The sequence below is a fragment of the Marinobacter subterrani genome (genome assembly GCF_001045555.1).
GTDB lineage: Bacteria > Pseudomonadota > Gammaproteobacteria > Pseudomonadales > Oleiphilaceae > Marinobacter > Marinobacter subterrani.
This window is the reverse complement of sequence record NZ_LFBU01000001.1, coordinates 372161-395124: the sequence shown is the minus strand read 5'-3', so window position 1 is coordinate 395124 and position 22964 is coordinate 372161. Positions and strand designations below refer to the sequence as shown.

Here is a 22964-nt window from a genome sequence, read left to right as displayed (position 1 = left end):
AACGTCATACAGAGTCAGAACCACAACACATTTCTCTCGATTTTTCCTGCATTTGCAAGGCATTTGCAAGAAACTGCTGCTATAGTCGAATTCGAAGGGATAATCTCTGATCTCCTAACCGGTTCGGATGGCTGAAGTTTTAGACATGCCAAAATTGTCGACGCGTCTGCAACGTTTTCGCACAGGTTCTCCCCTGTCATTCAGGCTGATGGCCTGGATACTTCTATTCAGCTCCGCCTTTACCATGGTCGCGTCGGCCTTGCAGATCTACTCCGATTACCGCAAGGATCTGGCCCAGATCGACAACCGCATGCAGGTTATCGAATCCGGTTATGCCTCAAGCCTGGCTCGCAGCCTTTGGGCACTGGACCAGAAACTGTTGCAGACTCAGATGGAAGGCATTCTCAGCCTGCCCGATGTAGTGCACCTTCGGCTGAGGATTGAACCGGATTCCGAACTGGTCATGGGTGACATACCCCTTGATGCGAGGACCAAATCCCACAGTTTCAGCCTGGTTCACAGGGGCGATGAAGAGTTCGAGCTTGGAGAGCTCACGGTGACTGCAGATCTTGAACGGATTTATGACGATCTGAAGCGCAAAGTCGTGGTCATCCTTTTCACCCAGTTCCTGAAAACCTTCTTTGTATCCATACTCATTATCTGGATCTTCCAGCATTTCGTGGCCCGACACCTCACGACCATGGCCAACTATGCCCGCGACTTTTCGCTGAAGACGACCTCCGAGCCCCTCACCCTGGACCGCCCGAATACGCCGTCAAACCGTATTGACGAGCTGGGGCGGGTCACCGATGCCATCAACCAGATGCGCGAACGTCTCAACGCCGATATGGAGCGACAGCACAAAGACGCGGCAGAAATCCGGAAGTTTTCCAAGGCGATCGAACAAAGCCCCTCATCCGTGCTGATCTGTGATCGGCAATGGCGGATTGAATTTGCCAACCAGAAGTTCACGCAACTGACTGGTTACGACGCAAAGACCATTGTCGGAAAACACCCCGGCGCGCTGGGGGAAAACCAACTGGAAAACCGGGAGAACCACCACCTCTGGCAATCCATCCGGCTGCAGGTCCAGCGGGTTGGCGTTTGGCAGGGCGAAGTAAACAGCGTCCGCCGAAATGGCGAGCGGTTCTGGGAGCAGCTTATCGTTACGCCCATCAAGGACGAGACCGGCGGCATTACCGGGTACCTGATCCTCGGCGAAGATATCAGCATCAGAAAACGCTATGAGCAGCAGCTCCTGCGCCAGGCCAACTATGACATCCTTACTGGCCTGCCCAACCGGATGCTGGCGCTGGATCGCCTGAAACTGGCATTGGCCCAGGCCCGGCGTGAAAGTTCGCTGGTTGGCGTCATGTTCCTGGATCTGGACAATTTCAAGCACATCAACGACACCCTTGGCCACGATGCCGGCGACAATCTGCTCATTGAAGCGGCGCGCCGGATATCCAGTTGCCTTCGGGGCACCAGTACGGTGGCCCGTCTCGGTGGCGATGAGTTTCTGGTCATCCTGCCCGGTTTGACCGGCCCGGAAGCCTCGTCGCAGGTTGCAGAACGGATCCTGAAGACCTTCGCACCACCCTATATCCTCAACGGCCAGGAAGTATTCGTAACCACCAGTATCGGGATCGCGATTTTCCCGACCGACTCCGACAACAGTGGCACACTTTTGCAGCACGCAGACGCCGCCATGTACCAGGCCAAACACAAGGGCAAGAGCGCCTTCGCCCACTTCGCGCCGGAAATGACCGAGGTGTCCCACGAGCGCCTCAAGATGGAATCCAGTATGCGCCGGGCGCTGGAGCTGAAGGAATTCGAGCTCTACTTCCAGCCCATCGTGCAAACGGATTCCGGCAACCTTTGTGCCGTCGAAGCTCTGCTACGCTGGAACAACCCCGCCATGGGCATGGTGATGCCGGATCGCTTCATTCCGTTGGCGGAAGAAACCGGCCTGATCACACCCATCGGCGAATGGGTTCTCGAAGAGGCCTGCCGGGCAGCAGTGGGCTGGATACAGACAACCGGCAGGGATATCGGCATCTCTGTCAACGTCTCGCCCCGCCAGTTCCGGGATCCTGGATTCACCGAAACCGTGATGCATGCGCTCTCAACCAGTGGCCTGGCGCCAGAGCTACTGGAGCTGGAAATTACCGAACGCCTGATCCTGGACAACTCCATCGAGACCGCAGAAATCCTGCGCCAGCTTGACAAAGCAGGCATTCGGTTGTCGGTGGACGATTTTGGTACTGGCTACTCTGCGCTCAGCTACCTGAAGAGCTATCCGTTTGATACCCTGAAGATTGACAAGTCCTTTGTTCAGGATGTCATGAAAGAGCCTGAAGATGCGTCCCTTGTCCGTGCGATCATCAACATGGCCCATAGTCTGGGCCTGCGGGTCATTGCCGAAGGAGTCGAGGAAGAAGCACAGACGCATTTCCTGAAAAAGGAAAACTGTGACTTCTCTCAGGGTTATTTCTACAGCCGGCCCCTGCCGGCCCCGGAGTTTGACGACTGGCTCAGCAGCAATCATCGGGTATAGATCCAAAACCACCGGAACTTCTTTCCATGGAAGATACTGTACTTGTCGTTAACTGTGGCAGCTCATCACTCAAGCTTGCACTCTTTGATGGCGCATACCAGAAACTGGCGTCGGCGCAGGCCGAACGCCTCAACCAGAATGATGCCTTTGCCCGCATTGATGGCATTCAGGAGACGGTTCCACTGAGCCCGGCCGCCTCACATCATGAGGCGCTTGAAACACTCATCAGGGCGTTCCGGGACCATAAACTACTGACTTCCCTACCGGCGGCGATCGGTCACAGAGTGGTCCATGGTGGTGAAACCTTTCGTGAAGCGGTCCTTATCGATAACGGCATAATCAGCGCCATTGAAGATTGTGCCGGGCTTGCGCCGCTGCACAACCCGGTTAACCTCTCGGGAATAAGGGCAACCCTCGCGCTGTTTCCAGATGTTCCCCAGACGGCGGTGTTCGACACCGCATTTCACCAGACCCTGCCCAAACGGGCCTTCCTGTATGCCCTTCCGGATTCCTGGTATCGGGACTGGGGCGTCCGGCGCTACGGGTTTCACGGCACCAGCCATGGCTTTATGGCGGTTGAAGCGGCGCGTTTGCTGGGCAAAACGCCAGCCACCACGTCTATTATTTCCGCCCACCTGGGTAACGGGTGCAGCATTACGGCCATCCGCGATGGCATAAGCATGGATACCAGCATGGGCCTGACGCCCCTTGAGGGCCTGGTCATGGGGACGCGAAGCGGCGATGTCGATCCGGGCCTTGTTGACTTCCTGGCCAGCAAGGGCATCGCTGCCAGAGAGGTTCATCGGGTACTGAATCAGGAGAGCGGACTGCTGGGGCTGTCCGGCCAGACCAATGACATGCGTTCGTTATGCGAGCTTGCCGACCATGGCCATGAGCCCTCTCAAACAGCAATTGAGGTGTTCTGCTTCCGCCTGGCCAGATACATTGGTGCCATGATGGCGTCGTTGCGGGATCTGGATGCCCTGGTTTTCACCGGCGGCATCGGAGAGAACAGTGCCCGGGTGCGGCGGGACACCCTGGACCATTTGCGCATCATGGGTTTTGAACTCAGCGAGGACCTTAACAGACACCACGGTGAGATCAGTGATGGCCGGATTGAAAGCGCCGGTTCGCGATTCCCGGTTCTGGTAATTCCGACCAACGAGGAGCTGGTGATCGCGCGCGAGGCATCACGGCTTGCCGGCGCGACCGGCCAGGACTGAACACCACGCATGACCAGGAAACAGGATAATGGCAAAGAGCCTCTTTATTGCACCAACCTCCATGGACGCCGGCCTGACCTCCGTATGCCTCGGGCTGTTACGGGCCCTTGAGCGGGTTGGCGTGAGTGTCGGTTTCTACAAACCCTTCTGCCAATCCGTCCACCATGCAGAGTCCGTGCACAACGACGGCCAGGACTCCTCCGTGGCGTTCGTGCGGACCAGCAGTCACCTGAACCCACCGGACCCGATTCCCCTGAAGCGAGCCCAAAAACTGCTCAACCGGGGTAAATCCGACTTCTTGCTGGAAACGGTGGTGGGTGAGTACCAGAAGGTCGCCAGAGAGGTTGATGTCGTCATAATCGAGGGGCTGGTGCCCGACCGGAGCGAAGCGTATATCGCCCGGCTCAACGTGGAAGTTGCCCGCAATCTCGGCTCCGATGTCATTCTGGTGAGCACGCCGAAAACCCTTGATGCCGGGCAGATGGATGAGGAACTGGACTTTTCCGCACGCCTGTTTGCCAGCCCGAGCGATCCCGAGGTGATCGGTGTCATTCTGAACAAGGTCGGCGAACCGGAGCAATCCGGTCTCGAACCCCGCAGCATCGCCAATCTCCCGAATGCAGCCACCATTGACTACCGTACCCGGTGCCAGGTGTTCAGTGAGGGCAGGTTTCGGCTGATTGCTGAAATACCCTGGCAGCCAGAGCTGCTTGCCCCCAGGGTCTCGGATATTGCCCGGGAGCTCGGACTGCCGGTTTTGAACAAGGGCCAGATGCATGCCCGGCGGGTGCAGAAGGTGTCGGTGTGCGCGCGAAGTATCCGCAATATGACGGAAACCCTCAGGCCGGGCACCCTGATGGTTACGCCGGGCGATCGAGAGGACATTGTGGTAACCACGGCAGTCGCCGCACTGAACGGGGTACCACTGGCGGGCCTGATGCTCACCGGCGGGCTTATGCCCGACCAGCGGGTGATTGATCTCTGCCACCGGGCGCTGGATACCGGCCTGCCGGTGCTGAGCTCTGATGCCAACACCTATGAAACAGCGTATATGCTGGCCAACCTGTCATCGGCCATTCCCATCGATGACCCGGACCGCATCGAAAAGGCCATGGAGTCGGTTGCCCGGCGCATTGACACGGACTGGTTACAGCAGCACCTCAAGGTTGAGCGTCAACGCCGCCTGTCTCCGCCGGCGTTTCGCTACCAGCTTTCGGAGCGGGCCCGGGCGGCAAACAAGCGAATCGTGTTACCCGAAGGCGCGGAGCCACGAACCGTGCAGGCCGCCATCACCTGCCACCAGCGAAAACTTGCGCGCTGCGCGCTCATCGGCAACGCAGCTGAAATTCGCCGAATAGCGCGCTCCCAGGATCTGGCGCTGCCGGACGACATCGAATTTATCGATCCCTCTGAGGTCCGGGCGCGTTACGTCGCCCCGATGGTGGAACTGCGGAAGCATAAAGGGCTGACTCCGGAGATGGCCGAAGCCATGCTGGAAGACAATGTGGTTCTGGGCACCATGATGGTGGCCCTGGATGAGGCCGACGGGCTGGTTTCCGGTGCAATCCATACCACTGCCAACACCGTCCGCCCCGCCCTGCAACTGATCAAGACCCACGACCATGCGAAAGTCGTGTCGTCGGTGTTCTTCATGCTGCTGCCGCAACAGGTGGTGGTGTATGGCGACTGCGCCATCAATCCCGACCCCAATGCCGAGGAGCTGGCGGACATCGCCATTCAGAGCGCGGAATCAGCCGAGGCCTTTGGCATTGAGCCTATCGTTGCCATGATCAGCTACAGCACCGGGGAATCAGGGAGTGGCCAGGATGTCGACAAGGTAAGAGAGGCGACCCGCATTGCGCGCGCGCGCAGACCGGATTTACTGATTGACGGCCCGTTGCAGTACGACGCGGCGGCCATTGAGAGCGTCGCCAAAAGCAAGGCGCCTGACAGCAAGGTGGCAGGCAGAGCCACGGTGTTTGTGTTCCCGGACCTGAACACCGGAAACACTACCTATAAAGCAGTGCAGCGTAGCGCCAATGTTGTCAGTATCGGCCCGATGCTGCAGGGCCTCCGCAAACCGGTGAACGATCTGTCCAGAGGGGCACTGGTTGAAGACATCGTCTTTACCATTGCGCTCACTGCGGTCCAGGCCAAGCAGGTTGAAACCGCAGGACAGGCCGCACGCTGACACGACACCCCGGAATCAGCGCTTGAGGCTCTTCTGGCGCTTTTTCTTCGGGCTGGGGCCCTGCTTCTGGTCATTATCTTTTTTTACCTTCTGCCGCGGTGTCAACCGATCGACCTTGGTGGCGAAGGGGTTTTCTCCGGCCCGGAATTCAAACCGGATGGGGGAACCGGTTACCTTCAGAACCTTGCGAAACGTATTTTCCAGATAGCGCTTGTAAGAGCCCGGCAGTGAATCCACCTGATTGCCGTGAACAACGATCACGGGAGGATTCGAACCACCCTGGTGAGCGTAACGTAGCTTGATTCGCCGGCCCTGAACCATGGGTGGCTGATGCTGGGCAATAGCATCCTGCAGTATTGCAGTCAGGCGATTGGTCGGCCACTTGGCCATGGCTGAGTCGTAGCAGGCCTCAACCGACTCGTACATCACGCCAACGCCGGAACCGTGTAGCGCGGAGATGTAGTGCTTATCGGCGTAATCGAGAAAATCGAGGCGCCGCTTCACCTGCTCTTTGACCCTGGCCCGGTCTTCGGGGTCCATGCCGTCCCATTTGTTCACGGCGATGACCAGTGAGCGGCCGGCGTCGAGAACAAAGCCGATCAGGTGCAGATCCTGGTCGACCAGCCCCTCCCGGGCATCAATGACCAGAATCACCACATGGGCATCTTCAATTGCCTGCAGCGTCTTGATAATGGAGAACTTCTCGACCACTTCGCTGACGTTCTTGCGCCGGCGAACCCCGGCGGTGTCGATCAGCGTGTACTGGTTACCCTGGCGCTCGTAGGGCACGTAGACGCTGTCCCGGGTTGTGCCAGGCATGTCAAATACCACCACCCGGTCTTCCCCGAGCATGCGGTTCACCAGGGTTGATTTACCCACATTCGGGCGCCCGACCACACCAATCCGGATGCCCGGATACCGGTCAGCCCTGTCCTGATCTTCCCTTTCCTCTTCCGAGGGCAGCAGAATCTCCAGCATTGACCGGATACCCCGGTTATGGGAGGCAGCGATCAGAAAGGTGGACTCGAAGCCCAGGCTGTAGAAATCCGCGGCTGCGATGTCGGGATCCTGGCCATCAGTCTTGTTGACGACCAGGTGAGCCTGCTTGCCAGAACGGCGCATATGATCGGCTATCAGCTCGTCGCCGGCGGTCAGCCCTGCCCGGCCATCCACCAGAAACAGCACGATGTCGGCCTCTTCCACCGCCTGCATGGACTGGCGCGCCATCTCGAGGTCAAGCCCCTGCTCATCGCCGGTGAGCCCGCCGGTATCAATAACGATAAACCGCTGGCCCTCGTAATTTCCCTCACCGTACTTCCGGTCACGGGTCAGACCCGGAAAATCCGCTACCAGGGCATCTCTGGAGCGGGTCATCTGGTTAAACAATGTCGATTTGCCGACGTTGGGACGTCCGACAAGGGCAATTACTGGGGTCATGATAAGTGATTAGTCCTGCGGCTTAACCTGGAATACGGCCATCTTTCCGCTGTTGCCAAAAACCAGCAGGTTACCATTGGCTAGCCGCTGTGCCGGTACGCGGATACCCTCATCGTCGAACTCCAACTGGGCTACAAGCTTGCCATCCTTACGATCGACTGCGTGCAGATAACCCTCATAGTCACCGACGACCAGATAGTCTCCATAGACCATGGGCTGGGTCAATTGACGCCACGCAAGGCGGTCCTGTACCCAGAGCTCCTTACGGTCTGAACCGCGAAGGGCAACCAGTTCACCATTCGCGGATGAGAGGTAGATGTCACCATCACCGATCATGGGTGAATACAGGCTTGATGCTTCCCGGCTCCAGATTTCCTGCCCTGTGCGGATATCAACCAGCGCAAGTTTGCCCTGGTAGCCCACCACCAGCAGCGCGGTTTCGACCACCAGCGGCTGGCCATCGACATCAACCAGACGTTCAAGTTCGGTACGGCCTTCCGGCTGGCCCACCTCGTATTGCCACAGGGGCTGCCCGGTGTCCGCACTCAGTGCGATCATGTTGCCATTGGCGAATGAAGCAATAACCACATCACCACCGACCAGAGGTGCTGCGGCACCCCGGATCGAAAGCACCGCCACTGAACCATCGTATTGCCAGCGCTTTTCACCATCCGCGGCATTGAAACCCAGAACCTGGCCGTCAATCGTCTGGACAACGACCAGCGAACCATTGGACTGTGGCGCCGAAAGCACTTCGGTTGGCAGTGACTTGCGCCAGATTTCCGAGCCATCTTCCCGGGAGAGCGCGACCAGATCGGCATTCTCGGTGGTCAGGTAAAGATGGTTGGCGTCGCCCCCGAGGCCGGAAAAGACACGATCCTCCAACGGGTTCTCCCAGATAACCTTGCCGTTTTCCGGGTCGACGGAATACAGTTCGCCGTCTGCCGAGGCCGCAAAAATCCGCTCTCCCGCATTCAGGGGCGCCAGGTAGAGGAAGTCGCCATCGTGCCCGTCCCCGACCGACATACTCCAGATCTCTTCAAACTCGGCAGTCGCCTCAATGTCTGGCACCGGAACTGGTTGTTCATAGGTATCGGTTGTGCTGCAACCGGCAAGCCCGGCCAACAGCAGCAGCGCGAAAACCCCGCGCTTCAGAACGCTGTTGGGTAACCCCGGCATCAGGCGCCCTCCCCGACACCAAGGTCTGCAAGTTTGAGTTCCAGAATACCGCTGCGACCCTGCTGGCTCTGCTCACGGGCTGCAAGATAGGCCTGCCGGGCACCTTCCTGGTCACCCTGCGCCAGCAGGATGTCGCCCCGAAGCTCGGAATAGATGGCATCGAAGGCGTCAGCCTTGCCAGCACCTTCGATGGTCACCAGGGCGTCATCGTACTGACCGGCAGAAAACTGGGCGCGGGCAAGCCGATTGCGAACGACAAGCGCCAGAGCCTCGTGTTCCGCCGATTGTTTCAGCGCCCATTTCAGTGATTCAATGGCCGCCTGGGCATCGGCTTCTTCCATCAACTGCTGGCGAGCCAGTACCAGGTTGCCGTAAACCGCGTAAGCACTATCGGGATAGTCTTCCCTGAGGGTTTTTGCCACGAAGGCAACCGTTTCACCCCGGGTTTCGTCACTCTGATTACTGAACGCATTGAGCAGGTTGGCGAATTCATTCGCCGCTTCGGTGCGTTGCTGGGCCTGGTAGTTCTGCCATCCCTGCCAGCCAAACACTATGGCAAGCGCGGCGGCAATGCCGATCAGCAAGGAGGCGCCGTTCGTCTTCCACCAATCCTTGATCGCCTGAATCTGTTCTTCTTCGGTGCGCAACTCTGCCATGGGGACTCCTGTAGTCGAAATTTTTTGCTTTTATATCAGTAAATTGATTCAGATTCAGTCAGACAGAACCTTTGCCAGTGCGGCGGCCAGTTCATCCTGGGCAACCTCGGTCTGAGGAACATCCGCTCGCAGCGGCTTCAGCCCGGCGGTGCCATTGGCAACCTCATTCTCCCCGAGTATCACGGCATACTTCGCACCGCTGCGATCGGCCTTCTTCATCTGGCTCTTGAAGCTGCCGCCCCCACAGTGGGAAACAATCACTCGATCCGGCAACGCTGCCCGAAGTTTCTCGGCAAGCACCAGTGCCGCAGCGACGGCTCCGTCGCCCATAGCAGTGACATAGACCTCTGCGTTGCTGTTCACGTAATCGGGAACCAGCCCCAGGGTTTCGAGCAGAAGAATCAGGCGCTCCAGCCCCATTGCAAAGCCCACCGCAACGGTTGGTTTGCCGCCGAGTTGTTCCACCAGACCATCATACCGGCCACCGGCGCAAACCGTGCCCTGGGCTCCAAGGCTGTCCGTGATCCATTCAAAAACGGTCTTGCCATAGTAATCCAGGCCCCGGACCAGCGCCGGATTCACCGTATATTGCACTCCGGCAGCGTCCAGTAACGCCTTCAGGCGCTCGAAGTGATCCCGGGATTCATCATCCAGATAATGCTCCAGGCTCGGCGCTCCCTCGAGGATTTTCCGGGTGGAGGGATCCTTACTGTCCAGGATGCGCAGAGGATTGGTCTCCAGCCGGCGCTGGCTGTCGGCATCCAGTTCCGCCGTGAACTGGCCGAGATAGTCCACCAGAGCAGACCGATAGACTTTGCGGGATTCCGAGCTGCCGATGGAGTTGATCTCGAGCCGGGTGTGCTCCGCCAGACCGAGCTCTCTCCAAAGACGCTCGGTGAGGAACAGTAACTCGGCGTCAATATCCGGGCCGCTCATGCCAAAACATTCAACGCCGATCTGATGGAACTGCCGGTAACGACCTTTCTGAGGCCGTTCGTGCCGGAACATCGGGCCGGTGTACCACAGGCGACGGGTCTGGTTGAACAGCAGGCCATGCTCTTCGGCCGCTCGGACACAACCGGCGGTACCTTCGGGGCGCAAGGTCAGGCTGTCTCCGTTACGGTCGTCAAAGGTATACATTTCCTTTTCGACGATGTCGGTCACCTCGCCGATGGAACGCTTGAACAGGTCCGTTTGCTCGACAATCGGCATACGGATTTCCTGGTAGCCATACTGGGCCAGTACTTTGCGCACCCTGGACTCGACAAACTGCCAAACGGGCGTCTGTTCCGGCAGGATATCGTTCATCCCGCGAACTGCCTGAATCTTAGCCAATGTAAACCCTTAACTGTGTCTGGATGGTTGTACCTGAACGCGGATCAGTGGTCAGAACGGGCAATGATCGACTCTTCCTGTTCCTTACGACGGGCCACCTCTTCACGAATCAGGCGCTCCAGATCGTCAGTCAATGTGGCGTTCTCAAGCTTCTGGTTCGGCTTGCCCGCCATGTAGAACAGGTTTTTCGGGCTGCCGCCAGTCAGGCCGATATCGGCAACCTTGGCTTCACCGGGCCCGTTAACAATGCAGCCGATAATGGCCACATCCAGTGAGGTGTTGACGTCTTCGAGCCGCGCTTCCAGATCGTTCATGGTCTGTATCACATCGAAGTTCTGGCGCGAACAGCTCGGGCAGGCAATGAAGTTGATACCACGGCTGCGCAGGCGAAGGCTTTTAAGAATATCAAAGCCAACCTTGATTTCCTGAACCGGGTCGGCCGCCAGCGACACTCGAATGGTGTCGCCAATGCCGTCCATCAGAAGCATGCCGAGACCAATCGAAGATTTAACCGTTCCTGAACGGAAGCCGCCGGCTTCGGTAATTCCGAGGTGCAGCGGCTGCTCAATCTGCGCTGCGATCTTGCGGTAGGCCGACACTGTCATGAACACTTCCGACGCCTTCAGGCTGACCTTGTAATCCTGGAAATCGTGGCGGTCCAGAATATCAATGTGGCGCATGGCCGACTCGACCAGGGCGTCCGCCGTGGGTTCACCGTACTTGCGCTGAAGGGATTTCTCCAGGGAACCGGCGTTTACACCAATCCGTATCGGAATATTCCGATCCCGCGCGGCACTGATGACGGCACTGACGCGATCATCCCGGCCGATATTGCCGGGATTGATGCGCAGGCAGTCAACGCCCAGCTCCGCAACCCTCAGAGCAATCTTGTGATCGAAGTGAATGTCAGCGACCAGTGGCAGGGAGACCTGCTCACGGATCTTGCCGAATGCCTCGGCGGCGTCCATCGACGGCACGGAAACCCTTACGATATCGGCACCGGCCTCCTGCAGCGCCTGAATCTGGCCGACCGTGGCTTCAACGTCGCAGGTATTGGTGTTGGTCATACTCTGCACCGCTATCGGCGCGTCGCCACCCACGGGAACGTTACCCACCATGATCTGGCGGGATTTGCGTCTGATAATCGGAGAATCCTGTTTCATGTCTTGCTGACCAATATGGAAGAGGTGATCAAATTTCAGATTGTCAGTGTGAACTCTGAACGGTTGTTGACGGCACGATAGCTACCCAGCTCCACCGGCTCCCCCTGGAATCGAATTGTGCCCACCGCATCTACAGCGCCGATTACGACCTTTAGCGGCGCCTCACCCGACACGTCAATGGAATCGCCCGCTCGCTGCAGCGAGCTGACTAACTGATTGCCGTTTGCATCTCGTACCTGAACCCAGCAGTTGCCGGTAAACTGTATCTGCAGCCGGGCCATGTCAGAACTCGTTGCCAGTCCCGAGACATTCTGTAACGCAGGTTCCGGCGTCTCAACAACGGTGGGAATCTGCTCCGCCACCGGTTCAGATACTGCGTCCCCGCCGGCCGGGTTCTCCGTCGCCAGGGGCGCGAGCGTATCCGGCTCTGCGTCAGGCTCAGGCACCGACGACAGCTCAACAGCCTCTGAAGCGTCTGGAACCGAGGTCGCTGCGGGCTCGGTCGTCTCCGGCGCCGGCTCTTTCTGCTCCTGCGGCGCTTCGGTCACTCCGGGAGCCTCTGACTGCGCTTCACCACTGTCTTGCCCGGGCATCAGAAAGGCAAAGGCCAGATACCCTGCGACACCCAGTATTACCAGGAAAAACAGCGTCCTGGCGACCTGGCGTTTCCGGCGCCGGCGCCGCTCTATATCTACCAACGGGTTGGCTTCATATTCCTGCTCCCGCTGCTGGCGAATCGGTTCCAGTTCCCTGTCAAGATCGGCTATCACCGAATCGGCATTCAGTCCCACCTGCTTCGCGTAGGTTCTGACGTAACCCTTGAGAAAGAGTTCACTGTCAATCTGACTGTAATCCCCGGATTCGATAGCCTGTATCACCGAGGGCCGCAGATGCTGCGCCCCGGCTACCTCGCTGACACTCAAGCCGGCCGCTTCTCTTGCCTTTTGCAGTTGCTGACCGACGGCCTCATTCATCGCCGGCTGTGAACTTTCATCATTCGCCATTAGAAATCAGCACCTTGTATTGACGGTATTCCACAGACTCGGGAAAATTGTTTCTGAGCTGAAGCGCCAGACTCCCTTCCTGGTCCTGGTTGTTGAAATAACGGGCAATGCGGATACCGGTAAAAAGACTCTCTGCTGAGTGAACAAGACGTGGGTTCCGTTCCATCATCGACGTCAGCCGTGAATAATATCTGGCGGCGTTCTCGTATTGCCCCAACTCCACAAAGACCCTGGCCAGCGCCAGTAGAGGGCGAGCGTCGCCTCTCATCAGCTCAACCGCGCGCTGATAGGATGTCGCCGCGGAATCCAGTTCGTCAAGGCGCTCCTGGGCCATACCAAGATTGAAAAATACCGACCCCCGATCCTCGTATGCGGTATCACGGGAAGCCGCCCGGAACTGGTCCCGGGCGTCTGCCATGCGCCCCTGACCAAACAGGAACGCACCATAATACACCCTGCCTCGTGTATAGCCCGGATCTTCTGAAATTGCCCGCCGGAAGTTCTTCTCCGCCAGTTCGGGCTCGCCTTCAGCATTCAGCACGAGGCCCAGCGCAGCCCTGGCGCCGGGATCATCAGCATCCAGTTTGAGGGCCCGGTCGAGGTGATGGCGGGCCCGGTCAAGGTTGCCCTGCCCGATATAAGCTGTGGCAAGCTTCACATAATCATCCACGACTTCCTGGCGATCCGCTTCCCGGGTAAACCGGCTGTTCGTGGTCGTAACACAGCCCGTGACAAGCAAGGTTATCAGCATAAGGGCCAACAAAGAAAAACGTCGGTTTGCTGGTGTCGTTGTCACAGTTTCCCCTTCCTCGATTGGGCTGTATTGGGTTCGCGGCTCAGGGGTTGACCTGCTGAACCTGAATATACCTCTGGCTTCGCCGGGTCCTGTCTTCAACCCGCCCTACCAACTGGCCGCATGCGGCATCGATATCGTCGCCCCGGGTAGTTCTGATCGTGGCGATATAGCCAGCTTCGTTCAGAACCGCCTGGAACCTGCGGGTCGCGTTCATGCTCGGCCGGCGAAAATCACTCTCCGGAAATGGATTGAAGGGTATGAGATTGATCTTGCACGGCAGATCCCGCAACAGCACGGCAAGCTCCCGGGCGTGTTCCGGCTGATCATTCATCCCTTCAATCACGGTGTACTCAATGGTCGCTTTGCGCTTGTCCGGCAGCCGGGCAAAGTAACGCTTGGTCGCCGCAAGCAACTCCGAAATCGGGTACTTTTTATTCAACGGAACCAGCTTGTTACGGAGTTCATCATTCGGGGCATGTAACGAAATGGCCAGTGAAACATCGGTAACTTCCGCCAGGCGGTCCAGGGCAGGAACAACGCCGGAAGTGCTGAGCGTAACCCGACGTTTCGAAATACCGTACGCCAGATCTTCCATCATCAGGTTCATCGCATCGACCACATTGTCGAAATTGAGCAGGGGCTCGCCCATCCCCATCATCACAACATTGGTGATTGGACGATCCGGGCCCGGCTCGAAGGGCATGAAAGCCTTTCGGGCAACCCACACCTGCCCAATCACCTCCGCCGCGGTAAGATTGCGGTTGAAGCCGCGTTTACCGGTGGAACAGAAGGTGCAGTCCAGACTGCAGCCAATCTGGGACGACACACACAGCGTGCCCCGCTCGCCATCGGGTATAAGTACGGTCTCGACACTGTTGCCATTGTCCATGCGCATCACCCACTTGCGAGTGCCGTCTTTGGACGTCTCATCGAAAACCACTTCGGGGCCACGGATTTCAGCCACTGCCTTCAGCTTTTCCCGCAACGCCTTGCTCATATTGGTCATTTGATCGAAGTCATCGGCGCCACGCTGATGAATCCACTGCAAAACCTGGGTCGCTCGAAAACGCTTCTCGCCCAGGGATTCAAAGAAAGCTTCGAGTTTTGCTTTCGGCATCCCCAGAAGATTGGTTTTTTCAGCAGCCGCTGTCATGTTATAACCTCGATCAGATAACCAATTCGGAAGCGACCCGGAAGTCGCCTCCGATCAACGTGATCAACCCCGCGGGCAGATTTCGTTGTCATTAAAGAAATAGGCGATTTCGCGCTCGGCAGAAGCGGCGGAATCTGAACCGTGAACCGCGTTGGCATCGATGGACGATGCGAAATCGGCGCGGATAGTGCCCGCTTCGGCTTCCTTCGGATTGGTGGCGCCCATCAGATCACGGTTCTTCAGAATGGCGCCTTCGCCTTCAAGCGCCTGAACAACAACAGGACCGGAGGTCATGAAGGCAACCAGATCGTTAAAGAACGGGCGCTCTTTATGCTCCGCGTAGAAGCCTTCTGCCTGCTCCTGAGTCAGGTGCATCATTTTGGCGGCAACGATGTTCAGGCCAGCCTTTTCAAAACGACTGTAGATTTCGCCAATCACGTTTTTTGCTACCGCATCGGGCTTGATAATGGAGAGCGTGCGCTCAGTTGCCATAGTCTTTCTCCAGTTTGTTTATGGTAAAAATTCTGGCCTGCGATTATACGCAGTCCGGGGCAAAGTTCCTACCGCACCGAGCGTAAGCGGCCTACGACTTCAACAATCTGCGAACTGGCAAAAGCGACTTCCTCTTCGGTGCTGAAACGCCCAAAGGAAAAACGCAGTGCCCGATTAGCCTGCTCTTCACTCAGACCAATGCCGCGCAGAACATAGGAGGGTTCAATCGAAGCCGAGGCACAGGCCGAGCCGGAGGAAACGGCCAGATCACGCAGCCCCAGCATCAACGACTCCGCCTCAACGCCATCAAAAGAGAGGTTTACGATGCCCGGAACACGACCTGATTCCCGGCCATTCAGGCTGACACCATCCAGCCCTTCCAGCCCAGCGAGAAATTTTTCGCGCAACGATTCCAACACCTGGACTTCCTGCTCCAGCCCGGACTGGGCCATTGCGAAAGCTCTACCCATGCCCACAATCTGATGAGTCGGCAGCGTTCCGGAACGCATCCCACGCTCATGGCCGCCGCCATGGATCTGGGCCTCGATACGCACATCCGGAGAACGCCGGACATAAAGCGCTCCCACGCCCTTGGGCCCGTATACCTTGTGACCGGAGAGCGCCAAAAGATCCACCTGCATCGATGTGACATCCACCGGCATTTTTCCAGCCGCCTGGGCCGCATCCACGTGGAACAGTATGCCGCGCTCCCGCAACACCGAACCGATCGGCGCAACGTCGGTGACCGTTCCGAGTTCGTTATTCACCAGCATCAGGCTGACCAGGACGGTATTGTCTCTGAGCGCATCAAGCACCTGCTGCAGACTGATACTGCCATCCGGCTCGGGGTCCAGCCAGGTCACGTCAACACCCTGGTGCTCCAGCCACTTGCAGGTATCCAGAACTGCCTTGTGCTCAATTTTCGAGGTCACAATATGGGCGTTCTCACGACCGGCCACCGCCCCCTTGATGGCAAGATTGTCGGCTTCCGTGGCGCCGGAGGTCCAGACGATTTCCCGCGGGTCAGCATGAATCAGGCTGGCCACCTGTTTGCGGGCAGCCTCAACCGCCGCCTCTGCCTGCCAGCCAAGAGCGTGGGAGCGGGAGGCGGGGTTTCCGAATACGCCGTCCGGGGTCAGGTATTTTATCATTTCATTGGCTACGGAGGGATCAACGGGCGTGGTGGCCGCGTAGTCCAGATATACGGGCTTTTTCATGGTTTCCTGGAGTTCGTAGGTATCAGACCGGAGCCTGGTCGGACAGGCGTTCGGTATTGATCGTTTCGGAGCCGGTACCAGAATGACGACGACTCTGTCGGTCTGCAACCTGCAGGATCTCACGCTTGTTCATCAGGTCTCCGAGACTGATCTCGCTGAGAAACTGATGAATCTGATCACTCAGGTCAGACCATAGATGGTGGGTCAGGCACTTCTCGCCGTTCTGGCAATCGCCTTTATTGCCACATCGTGTGGTATCCAGGGACTCGCTCACGGCATCGACCACCTCGGCTATAAAGACATCAGAAGCCGGGCGGCCCAGCCGGTACCCGCCACCCGGCCCACGAATACTGGTAACCAGTTTCTGGCGCCGCAGACGGGAAAAAAGCTGTTCCAGGTAGGACAGGGAGATTTCCTGACGGGCCGAAATATCGGCAAGACTCACCGGCCCCTGGTCTCCGTGCAGAGCCAGATCAAGCATCGCCGTGACAGCGTAGCGGCCTTTGGTGGTCAATTTCATAGTGTCAGCCCCATGACGGGATTGAATCTCAATACGCAGAGCCGAGTATGAATTGACCTACTAAATCAGTCAAGTATTCAGCTCCGCGTATCACTTTCATCACGAACGCAATCAAAGTCCTCTTCGTGCAGCGGAGGCAGTTTGCCGTTCTGGTATTCGCTGTTCACCTTGCGTAGCGCCTGGCACATGTTCTCGATGCGGTCATCCACTGCGTGCATGTGATCAAGCAGCGACCTCATGGCACGGGCAACCGGATCCGGCATTTCTTCGGTGACACCATAGGCGTCGAAACCCATGCGCTCTTCCATTTCCTTGCGCCGGGCGTCGTCCTCGCCATGGCGCTTGACAATCACCCGCCCTGGAATACCGACGACCGTTGCACCGGCCGGGACCGCCTTGGTGACCACTGAATTTGAACCGATCTTGGCACCCTCACCTACCTCGAAGGGCCCGAGAATCTTGGCCCCGGCACCCACTACGACGCTGTCGCCAATGGTGGGATGGCGCTTGCCCTTGTTCCAACTGGTTCCGCCGAGCGTAACACCCTGATAGAGCGTTACGTCGTTGCCTATAACGGTCGTTTCTCCAATGACCACACCCATGCCGTGATCGATAAAAAACCGGCGGCCGATCGTTGCACCGGGGTGGATTTCAATTCCCGTCAGCCAACGGGCAATGGTCGAAATGGTGCGAGCCAGCCACTTGAGCCCCAAACCCCACAGCCAGTGCGAAAACCGATGAAACAACAGCGCATGCAGCCCCGGATAGTTGGTAAGCACCTCAAAGGTGTTGCGGGCGGCGGGGTCCCGGTGAAACACACTGTTTATGTCTTCACGCAAACGCTCAAACATGGCTGTTGTCCTGCTCTGTCGCCGAGCTACCGGCCTCGGATTGCTCGCTATGATCCCTTGCGCCCGCGGCCTTCTGCGCGGCAGTGAGAATGCCCCGGAGTATATTGATTTCCATCTGATCAAGTCTCGCTCTCTGGAACAGTCGCCGCAAGCGGGTCATCAACTGTCTGGGGTTCTCTCGCCGATGGAAATCGATATCAATGAGCATCTGCTCCAGGTGCCCAAAGAATCCTTCCACGTCCTGCACTTTGGCGGGCGGAACATCCCAGCCCTCGTCTCCGGGCCGGGCCATCGACTTAAGGTATGGGCTGCCTTCTCCACCTTCAAGGCTGCGAAGATAATACATCCGCAATTCATAGCACATGACCTGTACGGCCATGGCCAGATTCAGCGAGCTGTAATCGGGATTCGAGGGTATGTGGATGTGATAGTGGCAACGCTGCAGCTCGTCGTTGCTCAGGCCATGATTTTCCCGGCCAAACACCAGGGCAACCGGACCGTCCTCAGAATGTCGGGCTGCAGCGGCGGCTGCCTCGGGAGGCGCGCATACCGGCCAGGGTACCTTTCTGCCTCGGGCACTCGTGCCCATCACCAGGACACAGTCCGCCAGGGCTTCATCAAGGGAAGAGACCACCTGCGCCCGGTCAAGAATATCCGACGCACCAGCGGCGCGGGCATAGGACGTCTCATCCGGAAACGTGCACGGATTGACCAGCCAGAGGTTCCCCAGGGCCATATTTTTCATCGCCCGGGCGACCGCACCGATATTGCCCGAGTGTGAGGTCTCAACCAGAACAATCCGGATCTGATCCTGAAAGGTCTCCGTCCCTTCCTGTGGAAGCGCGCTTTTGTGCATTGTTAACAGGCCCAAGGTTATTGAACAGGGCGGCAATGATACCAGAAACAACCCGCCTCCTGCCCCTCCGAACAACCCGTAAGCTCTGGTTATCCGTGCTATTGCTGAGGCAAAAAACATACAAGCGGGGTGATCTTTTGCTATCATACCCGGCCTTCACACACCCGGATAATGATCACTCAGATGCAACCAGCTATTAAAATGGCCCTGCGCGTCGCGCGGCAGGGATCAGATTATCTGAAAGCCCATTTCGAGCGCCAGGAACCCACCGGCAAAGACGATTCAGAACGTCGTCTCCAGCTGGAGCGGGTTGAGCAGTCCATTTACGACAATTTTGCCGAGCAACTCGAAAAGGCCTACAAGGATCACAGCATCGCTCCCCCCAATGAAGCGAATGCCGGAACCAGTGAGAAGAGCTGGCACATTTTCCCGGTCCTGGGCCGTGAAAACTTTCTCAGGGGCATTCCCGAATTTGCCCTGGCCCTGGCCCAGAAAAAGAACAACCGGGTAGAGAACCTGCTTCTGGTCAACCCCGTTACCGGTGAGGAATACTCAGCCAGTCGCGGCCATGGTGCTGCCCTGAACAGCCGTCGGGTTCGCACCTCGGATATCAAGCAGACCGCGAATGCAGCCATTGCCACCAATCTGCTCGATCAGGCGCGTAAAAGCGAAGACCCTCTGCTCTGGGGTGAAATGGCCGCGGTTCTGGCAAAGGATTCCGGCATGTTCCGCACCTCTGGCTGCGTGGTCCTGGATATTGCCCGGGTATCGGCCGGCCTGATGGACGCTGCCATTATCTTCCGCCCGGAAACGGCAGACCTGGACCTGGGCATCACGCTGGCGATGGAGTCCGGCGCACTGACCGGTGATTTCTCCGGCAACCCCTCCACCGGCAACGCACGTCAACTGGTAGTCGCCAACCCCAAGCTGTTCCGCGAGGTTCTGAAAGTACTCCACCCCTTCCGGGGTCGACTGCCTCGCTGAGGTTTGCCGACTGTCGGGCACAAAAAAACCGCCAGCATCATCTGGCGGCTTTTTTGTGCCTGAACGGCGAGGGAGAGACGCCCTCCTACATCCGGTTAAGCCATTCGGGGGGCTGTTCGTCCTCTTCCGCACCGGCCACGCCCTCTTTCGGTGGCACAATCAGGTCCTCACGAGATACACCCATGGCGATCAAAAGGTTGGCGGCGACGTAAATCGACGAGTAGGTACCAACGACTATGCCAATAATCAGCGCGAGCGCAAAGTTATTGATCGCCTCTCCGCCCAGCAGATAAAGAGCAATCACCACCACGAGAGTCGTACCAGAGGTATTGATGGTCCGGGTGATGGTTTCATGAACCGACAGATTGATTATGTCCGCGGGGCTCCCGACACGGACTTTCCGGAAATTTTCCCGGATCCGGTCCGCCACAATGATCGTGTCGTTCAGTGAATAACCGATGATCGCCAGCAGGGCCGCCAGAACCGTCAGATCAAAAGTCCACTGGAACAAGGCGAAGAAACCCAGAACAATAATTACATCGTGGCCCAGGGGCAAAACGGAGGCAATGCCAAACTTGAACTGGAAGCGCATTCCCACGTAGATGAGCACCACGATCATTGCAAGCAGCAAACCGAGACCACTGTCCTCTTTGAGCTGCTTGCCCACTTGAGACCCGATAAACTCCGAGCTTATCAGTTCAAGCTCTATGCCTTCTGCGGACAGTATCCGGGTGACCTCTGCTGCGAGCTTGTCATCACCCGCTTCGGCCAAACGCACCAGAACGATGGTATCGGACCCGAAGTTCTGTACGGAAAACTGCTCGTAGCCGGCCGCATCCAGCCGTGCGCGAACATCGCTCAGTTGCGGGGCCTCTGCATACTCGAATTCCACCGAGGTGCCGCCGGTAAAATCCATACCGAAGTTCAGGCCGCGGATCCCCAGCACAGCAATAGACACAATAACGAGTGCGACGGACACCACGGAAGCAATGTTCCGCAGCCCCATGAAATCAAACGGTTTCTTATCCATATCAGGCATTGGCGAGCTTTCCTCCGATCGACAGTTTCTCGACCTTGCGGCCGCCATAGACAAGGTTCACGATGCTGCGACTGACCATCAGACCACAGAACATTGACGTCAGTATCCCGATGCACAGGGTTATCGCAAAACCTTTTACCGGCCCGGCACCCATGGCAAACAGAATAATAGCTACCAGCAAGGTGGTAATGTTTGAGTCAAAGATGGACACAAAGGCACGGGAGTAGCCTGCATTTATAGCCATCTGGGGCGGAGCCCCGGCCCTGAGCTCTTCCTTGATACGCTCGAAGATAAGTACATTGGCATCCACCGCCATACCGACGGTCAGAACGATGCCGGCAATGCCAGGCAAGGTAAGCGTGGCCGACAGGATGGACATGCACGCGACCAGCAGCATCAGGTTCAGGGACAGTGAAACGTTGGCAATCAACCCGAAGCCACGGTAATAAACCAACATGTACAGCATTACAAGGGCGAAGCCGAGTGCCACGGACATCATGCCGGCATCGATATTTTTCTGCCCCAGGCTTGGCCCGATGGTGCGCTCCTGGACAAAATACATGGGAGCCGCCAGAGCACCGGCACGCAACAGTAACGCAAGCTCGGCCGCTTCCGGAATCGAATCCAGCCCGGTGATACGGAAGCTGCTGCCAAGAGCAGATTGAACTGTGGCCAGACTGATTATGCCCTTCTCCACCACGCGCTCTTCAAACTGCTTTGGCTTACCATCGACCATACGGGTTTCTGTTTCTGTGCGGTATTCGATAAAGAGCACCGCCATCCGGCGACCGATCGCGTTTCGAGTCGCCCGATTCATCAGGTCGCCGCCAACCGAATCCATGGTGATATTCACCTGAGGCTGGCCGTTCTCGTCGAAGGCCTGCTGGGCGTTGGCCACATTATTACCGGTGGCGATAACGTCCTGTTCTAGGCGGGCCGTTCGCTGCGGCTGGTCCCGGAACCTGAATTCTTCCGTCTCACTGGCTGGCGCGTCCGGACGGGCCTCCATCCGGAACTCGAGATTGGCCGTGGCACCAAGTACCCTCTTGGCCTGGGCAGTATCCTGCACACCTGGAAGCTCGACTATGATTCGGTCATCACCCTGCTGCTGAACCAGCGGTTCGGCAACACCCAGTTCGTTAACCCGGTTGCGGATTGTGGTGAGGTTCTGCTCAAGGGCGTAATCGCGAATCGACCGAACCTCGGCTTCGGACAGCGTCAGTTCCAGCAGGAACTCATCTCCCTCGGTCTGCTGGTCCAGCAAAAATTCGCTGTACTGACCGCGAATCAGATCAAAGGCAGCAGCCCGGGATCCTTCATCACGGAAACTGAGAACGATCTTGCGGTCGTTCTGGACGTCACCGCCACGGTAACGAATCCGCTCTTCCCGCAACTGCTGCTTGACCTGGCCGGCCATTGCCTCAAGGCGCTGGCTGACCGCGGTTTCCATATCCACTTCAAGCAGGAAATGCACACCACCGCGCAGATCCAGACCCAGTTTCATTGGGCCTGCTCCGAGGCTTCTCAGCCAGTCCGGGGTGGAGGGCGCCATATTGAGTGCCACCAGATAGTCGTCACCCAGAGCGGCCTGCACAAGGGGGCGGGCTCGCAGCTGGGCATCGGAGCTGGTCAGACGGATCAGAGCATCCCGATCCTGAAGAGTACTGCTTTTAACCTCGATACCCTGACTCTGGAGCACATCAACGGCGCGATCCAGCACACCGCCGCTCACATCAGTGCTACTTCTGGCACCGGTGATCTGGATGGCATAGTCATCGGGATAAAGGTTGGGCAAAGCATAGATAAACCCGATCACAAGCGCGACCAGGATAACCAGGTTTTTCCAAAGCGGATACTTGTTCAGCATGGGATCCCTTGTAGCCGGCGAACAGGCCGGCCTTGGTGTTTCAGCCAGAAGGATTCAGTCCGGCCACCCGGGATGGCGGACTAAATGGCCTTCGCTCAGATGTCCTTGAGCGTACCCTTGGGCAGGGCTGCGGCAACTGCGACTTTCTGAACCTTGATTTCGACGTTGTCAGCAATTTCAACAACAATAAAGTCATCCGTCACCTTGGTAATCTTGCCGGCAAGACCGCCGGAGGTCACGACTTCGTCACCCTTGTTCAGGCCGGACATCAAAGCCTTGTGCTCTTTCGCACGCTTGGACTGCGGGCGCCAGATCAGGAAGTAGAAAATCAGTATGAAGCCGGCGAAAAAGATGACCTGGCCCATAACACCCATGCCAGGGGCACTCGGCGCCTGAGCCATGGCCAGCGCAGGCATCAGAGCCAACAGGCCGGCAACAAGCAGT

The 22964-nt window shown here is 57.7% G+C and carries 20 protein-coding genes; 4 read left to right on the top strand and 16 right to left on the bottom strand.

Annotation, left to right across the window (positions count from 1 at the left end; genetic code table 11):
- Positions 1–145 precede the first annotated feature (145 nt).
- Genes msub_RS01915 through pta form a run of 3 tightly spaced genes read left to right on the top strand, consistent with a single transcriptional unit; the run spans position 146 to position 5971 of the window.
- Positions 146–2557 (top strand): bifunctional diguanylate cyclase/phosphodiesterase, encoded by a 2412-nt coding sequence (locus msub_RS01915; RefSeq protein ID WP_048494458.1) that lies wholly within the window; start codon positions 146–148, stop codon positions 2555–2557.
- A 26-nt stretch (positions 2558–2583) separates the two neighbouring features.
- Entirely contained in the window at positions 2584–3780 is a 1197-nt protein-coding gene (locus tag msub_RS01910; protein WP_048494457.1) for an acetate/propionate family kinase, read from the top strand.
- A gap of 28 nt (positions 3781–3808) precedes the next feature.
- Positions 3809–5971: a phosphate acetyltransferase gene (gene pta, locus msub_RS01905; RefSeq protein WP_048494456.1), complete on the top strand. Its 2163-nt coding sequence runs from the start codon at positions 3809–3811 to the stop codon at positions 5969–5971.
- Between the two features lie 15 nt (positions 5972–5986).
- Here pta and der read toward each other — a convergent pair whose 3' ends face one another.
- The 13 genes from der to trmJ form a co-directional block, all read right to left on the bottom strand.
- Complete coding sequence (gene der, locus msub_RS01900; protein WP_048494455.1) at positions 5987–7408, bottom strand: ribosome biogenesis GTPase Der; 1422 nt, start codon at positions 7406–7408, stop codon at positions 5987–5989.
- 9 nt (positions 7409–7417) lie between these two features.
- Positions 7418–8587, bottom strand: coding sequence for an outer membrane protein assembly factor BamB (gene bamB / locus msub_RS01895; RefSeq protein WP_048494454.1), 1170 nt, complete (start codon positions 8585–8587; stop codon positions 7418–7420).
- On the bottom strand, positions 8587–9243 hold the full coding sequence (locus msub_RS01890; RefSeq protein ID WP_048494453.1) for a YfgM family protein: 657 nt from the start codon (positions 9241–9243) through the stop codon (positions 8587–8589). Before msub_RS01890 ends, bamB begins: the two co-directional genes overlap by 1 nt.
- Positions 9244–9297: 54 nt before the next feature.
- Entirely contained in the window at positions 9298–10578 is a 1281-nt protein-coding gene (gene hisS / locus msub_RS01885) for a histidine--tRNA ligase (RefSeq protein ID WP_082146378.1), read from the bottom strand.
- Between the two features lie 44 nt (positions 10579–10622).
- Positions 10623–11741 (bottom strand): flavodoxin-dependent (E)-4-hydroxy-3-methylbut-2-enyl-diphosphate synthase, encoded by a 1119-nt coding sequence (gene ispG / locus msub_RS01880; protein ID WP_048494451.1) that lies wholly within the window; start codon positions 11739–11741, stop codon positions 10623–10625.
- 35 nt (positions 11742–11776) lie between these two features.
- Entirely contained in the window at positions 11777–12745 is a 969-nt protein-coding gene (locus msub_RS01875) for a RodZ domain-containing protein (protein WP_048494450.1), read from the bottom strand.
- On the bottom strand, positions 12735–13496 hold the full coding sequence (pilW, locus tag msub_RS01870) for a type IV pilus biogenesis/stability protein PilW (RefSeq protein WP_197083857.1): 762 nt from the start codon (positions 13494–13496) through the stop codon (positions 12735–12737). Before pilW ends, msub_RS01875 begins: the two co-directional genes overlap by 11 nt.
- An 85-nt stretch (positions 13497–13581) precedes the next feature.
- On the bottom strand, positions 13582–14694 hold the full coding sequence (rlmN, locus tag msub_RS01865; protein ID WP_048494448.1) for a 23S rRNA (adenine(2503)-C(2))-methyltransferase RlmN: 1113 nt from the start codon (positions 14692–14694) through the stop codon (positions 13582–13584).
- A 63-nt stretch (positions 14695–14757) separates the two neighbouring features.
- The gene (gene ndk, locus msub_RS01860) at positions 14758–15186 is read right to left on the bottom strand and encodes a nucleoside-diphosphate kinase (RefSeq protein WP_048494447.1); all 429 of its coding nucleotides are present in this window, start codon (positions 15184–15186) and stop codon (positions 14758–14760) included.
- Between the two features lie 68 nt (positions 15187–15254).
- Positions 15255–16403, bottom strand: a complete 1149-nt coding sequence (locus msub_RS01855; protein WP_048494446.1) for an IscS subfamily cysteine desulfurase — start codon at positions 16401–16403, stop codon at positions 15255–15257.
- Positions 16404–16425: 22 nt separating this feature from the next.
- Positions 16426–16923, bottom strand: a complete 498-nt coding sequence (iscR, locus tag msub_RS01850) for a Fe-S cluster assembly transcriptional regulator IscR (RefSeq protein WP_048494445.1) — start codon at positions 16921–16923, stop codon at positions 16426–16428.
- Between the two features lie 77 nt (positions 16924–17000).
- Positions 17001–17774 (bottom strand): serine O-acetyltransferase, encoded by a 774-nt coding sequence (cysE, locus tag msub_RS01845; protein WP_048494444.1) that lies wholly within the window; start codon positions 17772–17774, stop codon positions 17001–17003.
- Positions 17767–18630: a tRNA (cytosine(32)/uridine(32)-2'-O)-methyltransferase TrmJ gene (gene trmJ, locus msub_RS01840; protein WP_082146523.1), complete on the bottom strand. Its 864-nt coding sequence runs from the start codon at positions 18628–18630 to the stop codon at positions 17767–17769. Before trmJ ends, cysE begins: the two co-directional genes overlap by 8 nt.
- 183 nt (positions 18631–18813) lie before the next feature.
- Between trmJ and msub_RS01835 the strand changes: the two genes are divergently transcribed.
- The gene (locus msub_RS01835; RefSeq protein ID WP_048496921.1) at positions 18814–19614 is read left to right on the top strand and encodes an inositol monophosphatase family protein; all 801 of its coding nucleotides are present in this window, start codon (positions 18814–18816) and stop codon (positions 19612–19614) included.
- A gap of 85 nt (positions 19615–19699) precedes the next feature.
- Here the strand turns inward: msub_RS01835 and secF are convergent, their stop codons facing one another.
- From secF to yajC, 3 genes are all read right to left on the bottom strand, one after another.
- The gene (gene secF / locus msub_RS01830; RefSeq protein WP_048494443.1) at positions 19700–20653 is read right to left on the bottom strand and encodes a protein translocase subunit SecF; all 954 of its coding nucleotides are present in this window, start codon (positions 20651–20653) and stop codon (positions 19700–19702) included.
- A complete protein-coding gene (gene secD / locus msub_RS01825) occupies positions 20646–22520 on the bottom strand; it encodes a protein translocase subunit SecD (RefSeq protein ID WP_048494442.1) in 1875 nt (624 codons plus the stop codon). Before secD ends, secF begins: the two co-directional genes overlap by 8 nt.
- A 95-nt stretch (positions 22521–22615) precedes the next feature.
- Entirely contained in the window at positions 22616–22921 is a 306-nt protein-coding gene (yajC, locus tag msub_RS01820) for a preprotein translocase subunit YajC (protein ID WP_227506759.1), read from the bottom strand.
- Positions 22922–22964 lie beyond the last annotated feature (43 nt).